Genomic DNA, 11,656 nt, shown 5'->3' with positions numbered 1-11,656 from the left:
TGAGGATTACCGCGTGGTGGTGCTCGTCATGCGGGGGGTGTGGGGGTGACCGCCGTCGAGGTCGTATGCCCCGCGCCGGGGGAACCGGGGCCCGGGGGCCGGCCGGGCGGCGGCGGTGGGGCCCGTCAGGCCGGGAGGTGGAACTGCTGGTTGGTACCGCCGGCGCAGGTCCAGATCTGCAGCCGGGCGCCGTTGGCGGTGGACTTGTCGGTGACGTCCAGGCACTTGCCGGAGGCGGGGTTCACCAGGGTGTCGCCGCTGCCGCGCTGCCAGACCTGGGCGCCGGTGCCGTTGCAGTCGTACAACTGGACCTTGGTGCCGTTGGCGGTGCCGGCGGCGGTGAGGTCCATGCACTTGCCGAGGGCGCGCACGGTGCCGTCGGTGCCGACCGTCCACTGCTGCGCGGTGGTGCCGTTGCAGTCGTACATCTGGACGGCGGCGCCGTTGGCGCTGCTCGCGGCGGCGACGTCGACGCACTTGCCGCCGAGGCCGGTGATCTGCCCGGTGGAGCCGGTGGGCGGCGGGGTGGTGCCGCCGCCGGTCACGGTGTTGAAGACGGAGGAGAACTGCCAGGCGCTCTGCGGGGTGCCGCTGCAGCTGTCGGAGAGCTGCCCGTTGGTGGCGCACGCCTTGTCGCGGCCGAGCGCCCAGAAGGCGAGTTCCTGGATGCCCTTGGACTTGGCGAAGTTGGCGAGCGTGGTGGCGTTGCCGGTGGTGAAGATCTCGCTGGTGTCGTCGTTGACCCCGATCATCGGGGTGTTGCCCTCCATCGCCCACAGCTGGGCGTCGGACTTCTCCGGCCAGATGGCGCCGAGCTGGCCGCGCAGGGCGGTGGCGGCGTCGGTGGCCGCCTTGCCCATGTCGCGGGTCCCGTCGTAGTAGTCCATCGTCATGATGTTGACGAGGTTGACGTTCAGCCCGTTGCCCTTGGCGTTGGAGAGCAGCTTCGTCCCGTTGGCGTCCAGGCCGTTGGGCATGGACGGCAGGGTGTACTGGACGTCGAGCTTGCGCCCGGCGGCCGCGTACTCCTGCTGGAGCTGGGCGAGCGCCTTGTTGCGGCGGTCGTTGGCGGCGGTGTTGGCGATCGCGCTGCCCTCGACGTCCAGGTCGATGCGGGTGAGGTTGAGGGCGTCGACGACCTTCTTGTACTGGGCCTTGAGCGCGGACACCGTCGTACAGGACAGGCCGATCTCGGTGCCGGAGGCGCCACCGAAGGAGACGATGACGTCGCCGCCCGCGGCCCGCAGCGAGTTGACCGCGGAGGTCCAGCCGGCGTCGGTGACGGGCGTGTCGCCGTTGAACATGGCGTTGCAGCCGCCGCCGTCGATGACGAAGGCGAGCGTGAAGTACTTCAGGCCCGTCGCGTTGCGGGCGTTGGTCATCGCCGAGGGCGAGTTCCAGGTCTCGACGTAGGGCGCGGCGTAGTGGGCGGGGAAGCCGGGGCCGGGGTTGGCGGCGGCGCTCGCGGAGCCGCCGGTGGCGATGACGGCGGTGGCGGCCATCGCGAGGACGGCGGGGGCCGCGGCGAGGGCTCTGACGGCGGATTTCAGCACGGGACGGCTCCTTCGTGTGCGCGAGCGGGGCGCGCGTCGTGGGGGGGCAAGCCGTGGGGGGTGGTGCTCGGGGTGGGGGGAGATGTGGCCAGCCGTTCATGTAGGTGAACAACGCCTCACTACATGAACAGCTGATGGCCGAAGACGTTATGGACTAGACCAGCCCCGCGTCAAGACCCCGGCGCCACCCCTTCGTTGGGCGCCCCGACGGACCGCGCGCGGGCCTGCGGGCATGCCTGGTGGCGGGGCCGCCGCCGCCCGCCGTGCGGACGGCGGCAGCCCCGCCTGGTGTCGTCCGGCCGAGGTCAGGGACCGGAGACGAGGTTGGCCACGTTGTTCGCGGAGTTGGACGGGCCTCCGCTGTTGTTGATGACGTGGCTGATCGTGCCCGTGCCGCCGAGGGAGACCGTCACCATGTTGTGGAAGCGGACCCCGGACACCGCCGGCACCTCGAAGGCCCGATCGGCGACGACGGACGGGTTGACGTTGAAGTAGCAGTAACTGCCCAGGCCCCAGGCCTCGTGGCCGGTCACCGAGGGGCTGACCTTGTAGGCGTCGTAGCCGCGTGTGGAACCGTTCATCCAGGCCGCCTGGTTGGGCGGGTCGTACGGCATCTCGTTCTGGAAGAAGTACGTGCGGCCGCCGTTGCCGTTCCAGATCACCTGGTGCTGCTGGTAGTGCTCGACGAACAGCCCGTACATCGTCACGTTCGTGCCGTTGACGATCAGGCCGTTGGCGGCGGTGTTGCTGTTCCAGCCCACCCCGCTGCCGTGGTCGGCGCGCCACAGCCACATGTGGTCGCCGATGACGTCCGAGCTGTTGACCACCAGGCTCTGCGAGGCCTTGCCGACGCCCGCGCCGCCGATGCGGAAGAAGACGTCGTGCAGCGAGGTCGGGTCGGCGGTGTGCCGCGCGGACGAGCCGGCGGGGCCGACCTGCATCAGCGTCTGCGAGTTGGTGGTGCCCGCGTCGATGAGCAGTCCGGCGATCTTGACCCCGTCGACGTCGGCCACGTTCACCGCGGTGATGCCGTTGTCCGGGATGACGGTCGCCAGGCCCAGGCCCAGGACGACGGTGTCCGCCCGGTTGACGTTCAGCGTCTGGTTGAGGTGGTAGACGCCGGGCGTGAACAGCAGGTTCTTGCCCTGGGCGAGCGCGCCGTTGATGTCGGTCGCCGTCGCGCCGGGCTTGACGATGAAGAACTGGTCGATCGGCAGGGAGCTGCCGGCCGGGCTGCCGCCCGCCCAGGTCGTGCCCTGGGTGTTGGTGCGCAGCGACGGGACGAAGACCTTCCAGGCACCGGCCGAGTCCACGTACAGGAACGGCTTCTCGCGGGTCACCGGGGTCTGCGCGACCGTGGTGTAGGGCGGGTTCGGGAAGCTGTTCGCGGGGGCGCCCACGTCACCGACGAAGACCATGTTCCAGTTGGAGCCGGTCCAGCTGCCCCACTGGCTGTTCCGCGACAGCCACTGCTGCTGGGAGCCGGAGCGCACCTGGCCGTCGATCTTGGAGTCGGCGATCAGGCCGCCGCTGGACCAGCCGCCGTCGTCCAGCTGCAGGTTGCCGCGGACGTGCATGCGCCGGTACGGGGCCGCCTGCGAGACCGCCCAGCGGTCGGTACCGCCGGTCGGGTTGACGGAGAGGTTCTCCGCGGAGCGCCAGAAGTTCTGGGTGGCGTTGCCCTGGAACCAGTCGGCCTCGGCGTGCACCGCGCCGTTGATCGTCACGTCGTCCGGCGACAGGCCCAGCCCCGCGACCTGCGTGTAGAAGCCGACGTTGGCGTCGACGCTGTAGCTGCCGGGCTTGAAGAGCAGGGCGTAGCGCTGGGCGCCGAACTGGTTGGACTCCTGCTGGCCGAAGACCTGGTTGAGCCGGCCCTGGATCGCGGCCGAGGACATCGACGGGTCGAAGACCGAGACGTTCGGGCCGAGGTCGGGGGTGCCCGGCGGGTTCTGCGGGGCGTCGGTGGAACCGAGGCTGAAGGACTGCGCGGCGGTGCCGTTGCAGGTGTACTGCTGGATGCGGGCGCTGTCGGCGGTCGAGGCGGCCGGCACGTCGAGGCACTTGCCGCTGTTGCGGTTCACGAAGTGGTACGTCCCGCCGGTCTCCTCGACCGGCAGCCACTGCTGGTTGGCCCCGCCCGAGTACGACCAGAGCTGGACCGGTGCGGCGTCCGCCGTGGAGACGTCGGTGACGTCCCAGGACTTGCTCGCGTCGTTGCGGTTGTTGACCCGGATGTAGCCGTCGCTGGTCGCCTGGAACTGCCACTGCTGCGCGGTGGTGCCGTTGCACGCGTACTGCTGGACCGCGGTGCCGTCGGCGGTGCCCGCTGCGGCGGCGTCGACGCACTTGCCGCTGTGCTTGGCGGCGACGGTCACCCAGCCGGTGGGCAGGGACGCGGCCTGGGCCTGCGGGGCGGTCAGCACGACGGCGGACAGTCCCGAGGCGAAGAGCGCGCCGAGCGCGAGCGGTACGACGCGGCGCCGGACCCGGCCGCGTCCGGGGACGCCGTGCGGCGGCGCTCCGAGGGTTCTCATGGATGACTCCTGTGCCGCGCGGGGCGCGGCGCCGTGGGGGGATGTGAGCGGGCATGCCGAACGGTGCGACGGCATGGCGTGGCATGACGGGGGTGGGGGGTGGCCGGGCGCACGCGCCCGGCCATGCGACAGCAGCTCAAAGGCCGGAACGACCTTTCTTCACGGCGTGAAGTTAGGCTTCCGCAGCGGACACGTCAAGAGGTCGCGCTACGGATTTCGAACGCCGCCGGTTTGGTGGTAGTGCCCCAACTCGGCTTCACGGTGGGTCGTTTGCGCTGCTGACCGCCGGTGCGGCACGGCACGGCCGACCGGCCCCGGAACATCCGGGCCGGACAACACTTGAACGCGCCCCACCGGGCGGACCACCCCGCCGGCCCCGCGGCCCCGGACCTCCCGTCGGGAGTTGCTGATCAACGAAGCCCACCTGCAAGGACATTACTGGTCTGTACCAAAGTCTTGACTGCACCCTTCCTTCACTCCTTAAATCACGAGTTGACGAAGGCCTCCCCACCGCCTCCCCCCACCCCGCTCCCCCACCGGCGCCCCCCACACGCGCCCGCCGACCGGGAAGGACCTCCCCCCATGACCCGTGCCACGAGCGCCGCGAGGCGCGTCGCCGCCCGCCTGTTACTGCTGCTCGCCGTCCTCCTGGGCGCCGTCGCGGCCCCCGCCACGTCCGCCCCCGCCGCCGCCCCGTTCAAGGTGCTGGCGTTCTACAACGGCACCTGGGACGCGGCCCACATCGACTTCGTCAAGGAAGCCAACCAGTGGTTTCCGCAGGCCGGGGCCGCCAACGGCTTCACGTACACCTCGACGAACAACTGGAACCTGCTGACCGACGCTGCCGCGCTGAAGCAGTACCAGGTCGTGCTCTTCCTGGACGACGCACCGCAGAGCGCCGCCCAGCGCTCCGGCTTCGAGGCGTACATGCGCGGTGGCGGCGCCTGGATGGGCTTCCACGTCTCGGCCTGGACCGACAACGCGCAGAGCTGGCCCTGGTACTACAACCAGTTCCTCGGCAGCGGGAACTTCCGCTCCAACACCTGGGGCCCCACGACCGCCACCCTGCGCGTCGAGGACCGCACCCACCCCTCGACCTCGCACCTGCCCGCGACCTTCACCTCGTCGGTGAGCGAGTGGTACAGCTGGAGCAACGACCTGCGCAACAACCCGGACATCGACGTGCTGGCGTCCGTCGACCCGGTCAGCTTCCCGCTGGGCACCGACCCCAACCAGACGTGGTACAGCGGCTACTACCCGATCCTGTGGACCAACACCAAGTACCGCATGCTGTATGCGAACTTCGGCCACAACGCGATGAACTACGACACCAACACCGGCCTGTCGTCCACCTTCGCCAGCGCCACCCAGAACACCTTCCTGCTCGACGGGCTCAAGTGGCTCGGCACCGGCTCCACGGGCGACCCGGCCCCGACCGACCCGATCTCCGAGACGTCCTGGTACTCCCTGGTCAACGCCGGCAGCGGGCGCTGCGTGGACGCCCGCGCCGCCGGCACGGCCAACGGCACCGCGATCCAGCAGTACACCTGCAACTCCACGACCGCGCAGGACTTCCGCGTGCTGTCCACCGACGGCGGCTACAAGCGCCTGGCCGCCCGCAACGACACGACGAAGGCCGTGGACGTCACGGACGTCTCCACCGCCGACAACGCCCCGCTCCAGCTCTGGACGTACGGCGGCGGCACCAACCAGCAGTGGAAGCCCGTCGCCGAGTCCGGCGGCCGCTACCACTTCACCGCCCGCCACAGCGGCAAGTGCCTCACCGCCCCCACCGGCGACCCGAGCGGCACCCAGCTGGTCCAGCGCCCCTGCGACGGCTCCGCCGCGCAGTCCTTCCAGCTCGTCGTCCGTCCCTGACCCGGGCGACGGGATCCCGGTGCCGCCCCGCCCCCACGAGGGCCGGGGCGGCACCTTCGCGTCAGGTTCCGTCACCCGCTCCCTCGTCCTGACGGTTCATCAGTATTGAAACTTCGGGCCGCGGCCGTTACGTTCCGTTCACTCGCCGACGCAAGGGAGTGTGGTCGTATGGCCGAGGTCTCCGCACAGGCCCGCATCGCGGCTCCGGCCGAGAAGGTCTGGCGCACCCTCACGGACTTCAGCTCGCACACGCAGTGGAGCACCACGCACACCGGCTTCCCGGACGGCGGTCCCGAGCCGCTGGAGACGGGCGCGACCTACCGGGAGAACATGAAGCTGATGGGCTTCCCCGCCGAGGTGAACTGGGAGGTCACCGCGGTCGACCCCGGCCGTGGTTTCGAGATCGCGGGCAAGGGCCCCATGGCCGTGGACCTGCTGACCCGCTACAGCCTGACGCCGGCCGGCGAGCAGACCGACCTCCGCATCGACGGCTCCTTCAACGGCGCGGCAGTCGCCCTCATGGCGGGCAAGCTCAAGGACACCGCCACCGCCGCCCTCAACGAGTCGCTGCGCAAGCTCGCCGGCCTCGTCGAGTAGCCCGGGACCGGCCGGAACGACCCGGAGACCGGGGACCGCGGGTGGCGTGACCCCCGCGGCCCCCGGTGCCGCACGCCTAACGCAGCACCGCGTCGGCGCTCTTGTCCCCCACCGTGAAGGTGTACGTCCCGCGCTCGACCCGCGGGGTCCCCGCGCCGTCGACGTCGCCCGGCGTCACGGCGAGCGCGCCGCGCGCGAAGTCGAGCCGCACGGTGCGCTTCTCGCCCGCCTTCAGGTGGACCTTGGTGAAGGCGACCAGCTTGCGCGCCGGCCACAGCACCCGGCTGACCGCCCGTGACGCGTAGACCGGGACCACCAGGTCGCCGTCCCGCGCGCCGGTGTTGGCGACGGTCACCTTGACGCCCTTGGCGTCGGCGGTGAGGGCGTCGTAGGAGTACGTCGTGTAGGACAGGCCGGACCCGAAGGGGTACAGCGCGTCGTAGGACGACTCCAGGCCGCCGTTCGTGCCCGGCAGCTGCTGGTAGTACATGGGCTCGTTGCCGATCGCCTTCGGCCACGAGACGGGCAGCCGCCCGCTCGGGTCGGTCTTGCCGAACAGCACGTCGGCTACGGCGCCGCCGCCCTCGGTGCCGGGCAGCCAGGACATCAGCAGGCCGTCGGTGCCCGCCGCGTCGCCCAGGACCAGCGGACGGCCCGCGACGACCACGGTGACGACCGGCTTTCCGCTCGCCTTCAGCGCCTTGACCAGCGCCTGCTGGTCCGCCGACAGCTCGGGCCGCGGACTGTCGGCCGCGCCCTCGGCGGCGGCCTTCTCGCCGACCACCACGACGGTCAGATCCGCGTCCGCCGCCTTGGCCGCCGCGTCGTCCGCGGTCGTCGCCCGTACCACCTCGGTGCCGGAGGGGGCCGCCGCGCGGATGCCCTCCAGGATGGTCGTCCCGGGCAGTTCGACGCCCTCGGGCACGCCCTGCCAGCCGATCGTCCAGCCGCCGGCCTGGTCGTTGATGTCGTCCGCGTACGAGCCCGCCACCACGATCCGCTTCGCGTCCGCGCGCACCGGCAGCACCCCGCCCTCGTTGCGGAGCAGCACCTGCGACTCGGCGGCGGCCCGCCGCGCCAGGGCGGCGTCCGTGCCGAGCACCGCCTTGTCGGCCTTGGCGGGGTCGACGTACGGGTGCTCGAAGAGGCCGAGCTCGAACTTGAGCCGGAGGATGCGCCCGACGGCCTCGTCGATGCGCCGCGTGGACACCAGCCGGCGGTCGACGGCCGTCCTCAGGCCGGTGCTCCACTCCTTGGCGAAGTACGGCTCCATCGCCATGTCCAGGCCCGCGTTGACGGCGAGGGCGATCGCCTCGGGGTAGTCCGCTGCGATCCGGTACCGGGTCTGGAGGGCGCGGACGTCCTCCCAGTCGCTGACGGTGACGCCCTTGAAGCCCCACTGCTGGCGCAGCACCTTCGTCAGCAGATACGTCGACGCGGTGGCCGGTACGCCGTTGACCGCACCGGAGTTGACCATCACCGTCTTGGCGCCGGCCTGGACCGCCTGCCGGTAGGAGGGCAGGAGGGTGTCCTGGAGGTAGCGGAGGGAGACGTCGGCGGGGACGCGGTCGTGCCCGTTGGAGGGCTCCGAGTAGCCGCCGTAGTGCTTGACGCTGGCGGCGACGCGCTTGGACCCGCCGGCGTGCTCGATGCCGGTGACGGCGGAGGCCGCCAGGGTACCGGCGAGCAGCGGGTCCTCGCCGTAGGTCTCGTAGTAGCGGCCCCACCGCTGGTCGCGGGCGAGGTCGGCGACGGGGGCGAAGTTCCAGTCGATGCCGGTGGCGGCGACGGCACGCGCGGTGGCCGCGGCGGAGTCCTTCACCGTGCCGGGGTCCCAGGTGGCGCCGAGGCCGATCTGGTGCGGGAAGACGGTGGCGCCGAGCACGTTGTTGTGCCCGTGGACGGCGTCCACGCCGTACAGCACGGGGATGTGCAGGCGGGTCTTGGTGACCGCGTACCTCTGCACGGCGTTGACCATCTTCGCCCAGTCCTGGGGCGTGTTCTTCGCCGGAGTCATACCGCCGCCGGAGATCACCGAGCCGACCGGGTAGTCGGCGAGGACGGTCTTCATGCAGCTCTCGTTGAGCTCCCCGCCGCTCCATTCGCAGTCGCCCTGGATGCGGGCGACCGCGATCTGGTCCATCTGACCGATCTTCTCCTGCAGGGTCATCCGCCCCAGCAGGTCCTTGACGCGCAGTTCCACGGGCGCGCCGGCCCGGGTGTAGACGGGCCCGTCGGCGCGGGCCGGTACGGAGGCGACCGCGGCGGCGCAGGCGGCCGCGGTCGATAGGACGAGGAGACTTCTCAACCGGCTGCGGGTGAGGCGTGCGCGCGGTTCGTTCGCTGGCATAGCAGGCATCCCGTTCCTGTCCGGGCCCTTCCGGGCACTGGCCGTAAACGTTTCCGGCTGCTGTCGCACCCGACAGACTGACGCTGACATGACATATCGTCAAGACTGTGACCGTGCTGCGAACCCAAGAGGACCCAACGTCCGCGCCCCCGCCCGGGACCGGCCCCCCGATCACCCTCCGGGAGCTCGCCCGGCGCAGCGGGGTGTCCACCGCGACCGTCTCCCGCGCGCTCAACGGCCGGGCCGAGGTGAGCCAGTCCACCCGCGAGCGCATCCGGCGGCTCGCCGGCGAACTGGGTTACGCGCCCAACGAGCCCGCCCGCACCCTGGTGCGGCGCCGCTCCGACACCATCGGCCTGCTGTGGGACACCGGCCACGAGTCGCGCGGCCTGCACCACCCCTTCCTCCAGGGCCTGCTGAGCTCGGTGCGCACCGCCCTGTCCGACGCGGGCTACCACCTCATGCTGCTCACCACCGCCGGACCGGAGGACCCGGAGTCGACGTATGTGCGGGCCGTACGCCGGCACAGCCTGGACGGCGTGATCGCGATGGGCCGGCCCGCCGACGACCGCGCCCTGCGCGCGCTGGCGGCCTCGGGCATCGCCTGCGCCGGGCTCGACGTCGCCCTGGACGGCCCGCGCACCGTCGGCGTCGCCTCCGACAACACCGGCGGGGCGGAGGCGGCCGTCGCCCATCTGCACTCCCTCGGCCACCGCCGGATCGCCACCGTGACCGGTCCGCCGGAACTCACCCCGGCCGCCGAGCGGCTGGCCGGCTTCCGCACCGCCTGCGCGCGCCTTGGGACGGCGGTACCGCAGGAGTACGTCGTCACGGGGGACTTCTTCCTGGACAGCGGACGTCAGGCGGTGCGGCGGCTGCTCGCCCTGCCCGAACCGCCGACCGCCCTGTTCGCCGCCGGCGACATGATGGCGATCGGGGCCCTGCACGCCGTCGCCGACGCGGGCCTGACCGTCCCCGGGGACCTCGCGCTCGTCGGCTTCGACGACATCGACGCGGCCACCCTCGTGCGCCCCGCGCTCACCACGGTCGCCCAGGACCACCGCGCCCTGGGCACCGCGGCCGTCGCGGCGCTGTGCGAACTGCTCGGGCCGCAGGACGTACCCCCGCTGCCGCCGCGTGTGCTGCCGACACGGCTGGTCGTCCGGGGGACGTGCGGGGCGGGGCCGGAGCGGGGCGACGCGGAGGCGGCGAGGCCGCACGGTCCGTAGGGGAGGCGCACTCAGCTTGCGCCTGATCGCTCGTCACCCACACGTGGAAGACGGGGCATTGATCCGTTGTGCCCGGGTACGGTACCGCTTGCGCCGGCCGTGCCGGGCCGACGGACCGACAGGGGGAGCACCGCCCATGCAGATCGCCCGCACCGCCGCCGCCCTCGCGCTCGCCGTGCTCGCCGCCGTGGCGACGGCCTGCGGTCCCGCCGACGGCGGAGCCACCGGCGACGGCAGGCCCCCCGCGAGCGCCTCGGCCACGGCGGCCGAGCTGCCCTCGTTCGCCGGCATGGGCCTGCAGGCCGCCCAGGACCAGGCCCAGTCGCTGGGCTTCTACCGGCTGGACTCGCACGACGCGGCGGGCCGCGGCCGCGACCAGATCTGGGACCGCGACTGGAAGGTCTGCTTCCAGCGCCCCGCCCCGGGCTCCCGGCCGACCACCGTCACCGTCGACTTCGGCGCCGTCAAGCTCGAGGAGTCCTGCCCCGCCCAGGACGCCTCCCCACCCGCCACGGCGGGCACGACGATGCCCGACCTCACGGGCACCTCCGTGAAGGTGGCCCGTACGACACTCACCGCCGCGACCAGCATCACGGCGGAGGACGCCTCCGGGCAGGACCGCTTCATCCTCATGGAGAGCAACTGGAAGGTGTGCTCGCAGTCCCCCGCCGCAGGCGCCGCGCTCACGGGGCAGCCGGTCGTCTTCAAGGCCGTGAAGTTCGGCGAGGCCTGCCCGTAGACGTCGCATGTCGACAGGGGCGTGTTCATCGCGGCGTGCGGGTGCTCCTGGAGGCGGTCACGCCGCCCCTGTCGCAGGCCGCGCCGGTGGTTCGGCTGTCCCGCCGTCTCGCGCCCTTCGGGCGCAAAGATGCGGGCTGCGGATGGGGAGGGTGGGGCCCGGCCTCCTTGACCGCGGTGCGGGTCGGTGGGCGGCTCGGGTTCAGGCGCCGGAGCGGGGCCGGTTGTTCGGTCGGTTCCGGTCTCGTTGCCGTCCGCGGGTGCAGACGGCCGGTGGCCACGCCCACCCTTGGTGGGTGGCGAGCCCGCCGTAACCGGCGTCTGCGGGTGCTTTCCCGACTTCGGGCTCTGTTCCGCCGAACATATCGGCGAAACAGAGCCCGATATCCCATGGCCGCCTCGACGACACCCCGAATCAGCCGCAGACGCGGGTAACGGCGGGCGCGCCCACCACGGGCAGCAGGCGTGGAAGCGGCCATCTGCACCCGCGGACGGCAACGAGACCCGAGGCCAACGCAAAGGCACCCCGCTCCGGCGCCCGAACCCCGGCCACCCACGACCCGCACACGCCCACAAGTCCCGGCCGCCCACTTCCCCATCCGCAGCCGGCCGCTTTGCGCCCGAAGGGCGCGAGACGAACCCGCACCCGCCCACCCAGGGGTCTTGCGCCTGAGTGGCTCGCTCGCTCAAGAACGACCGGGCGGGGCACGGGCGCGACCTCCAGGTACCTGTCGCGGTCCGGACATGACGACGCCGGTGGCCCGGGACGCGCGC

The 11,656-nt window shown here is 72.0% G+C and carries 7 protein-coding genes; 4 read left to right on the top strand and 3 right to left on the bottom strand.

Annotation, left to right across the window (positions count from 1 at the left end; genetic code table 11):
- Positions 1-125: 125 nt before the first annotated feature.
- Together ACFW3D_RS41450 and ACFW3D_RS41445 are read right to left on the bottom strand one after the other, a co-directional pair.
- Positions 126-1,553 carry an RICIN domain-containing protein gene (locus ACFW3D_RS41450; protein WP_500513612.1) on the bottom strand — a complete coding sequence of 476 codons (1,428 nt, stop codon included), beginning with the start codon at positions 1,551-1,553 and terminating at the stop codon, positions 126-128.
- A gap of 305 nt (positions 1,554-1,858) precedes the next feature.
- A complete protein-coding gene (locus ACFW3D_RS41445; protein ID WP_500513611.1) occupies positions 1,859-4,090 on the bottom strand; it encodes a pectate lyase-like domain-containing protein in 2,232 nt (743 codons plus the stop codon).
- A gap of 582 nt (positions 4,091-4,672) precedes the next feature.
- Between ACFW3D_RS41445 and ACFW3D_RS41440 the strand changes: the two genes are divergently transcribed.
- On the top strand, positions 4,673-5,968 hold the full coding sequence (locus ACFW3D_RS41440; RefSeq protein ID WP_500513610.1) for a ThuA domain-containing protein: 1,296 nt from the start codon (positions 4,673-4,675) through the stop codon (positions 5,966-5,968).
- Between the two features lie 168 nt (positions 5,969-6,136).
- Positions 6,137-6,565 (top strand): type II toxin-antitoxin system Rv0910 family toxin, encoded by a 429-nt coding sequence (locus ACFW3D_RS41435; RefSeq protein ID WP_500513609.1) that lies wholly within the window; start codon positions 6,137-6,139, stop codon positions 6,563-6,565.
- A 76-nt stretch (positions 6,566-6,641) separates the two neighbouring features.
- Here ACFW3D_RS41435 and ACFW3D_RS41430 read toward each other — a convergent pair whose 3' ends face one another.
- Complete coding sequence (locus ACFW3D_RS41430) at positions 6,642-8,915, bottom strand: glycoside hydrolase family 3 N-terminal domain-containing protein (protein ID WP_500513608.1); 2,274 nt, start codon at positions 8,913-8,915, stop codon at positions 6,642-6,644.
- 107 nt (positions 8,916-9,022) lie between these two features.
- Between ACFW3D_RS41430 and ACFW3D_RS41425 the strand changes: the two genes are divergently transcribed.
- Positions 9,023-10,144: a LacI family DNA-binding transcriptional regulator gene (locus ACFW3D_RS41425; protein ID WP_500513607.1), complete on the top strand. Its 1,122-nt coding sequence runs from the start codon at positions 9,023-9,025 to the stop codon at positions 10,142-10,144.
- A 136-nt stretch (positions 10,145-10,280) separates the two neighbouring features.
- Positions 10,281-10,883 carry a hypothetical protein gene (locus ACFW3D_RS41420; protein WP_500513606.1) on the top strand — a complete coding sequence of 201 codons (603 nt, stop codon included), beginning with the start codon at positions 10,281-10,283 and terminating at the stop codon, positions 10,881-10,883.
- Positions 10,884-11,656: the final 773 nt, after the last annotated feature.

The sequence above is a fragment of the Streptomyces sp. NPDC058864 genome (assembly GCF_042742985.1).
GTDB lineage: Bacteria > Actinomycetota > Actinomycetes > Streptomycetales > Streptomycetaceae > Actinacidiphila.
This window is presented reverse-complemented; position numbering and strand designations above follow the sequence as displayed.

Excerpts from the sequence above, each read along its gene's own strand:
- ACFW3D_RS41440 (WP_500513610.1), top strand. The coding sequence starts at position 4,673 with ATGACCCGTGCCACGAGCGCCGCGAGGCGCGTCGCCGCCCGCCTGTTA.
- ACFW3D_RS41435 (WP_500513609.1), top strand. The coding sequence starts at position 6,137 with ATGGCCGAGGTCTCCGCACAGGCCCGCATCGCGGCTCCGGCCGAGAAG.
- ACFW3D_RS41430 (WP_500513608.1), bottom strand. The coding sequence starts at position 8,915 with ATGCCAGCGAACGAACCGCGCGCACGCCTCACCCGCAGCCGGTTGAGA.
- ACFW3D_RS41445 (WP_500513611.1), bottom strand. The coding sequence starts at position 4,090 with ATGAGAACCCTCGGAGCGCCGCCGCACGGCGTCCCCGGACGCGGCCGG.
- ACFW3D_RS41420 (WP_500513606.1), top strand. The coding sequence starts at position 10,281 with ATGCAGATCGCCCGCACCGCCGCCGCCCTCGCGCTCGCCGTGCTCGCC.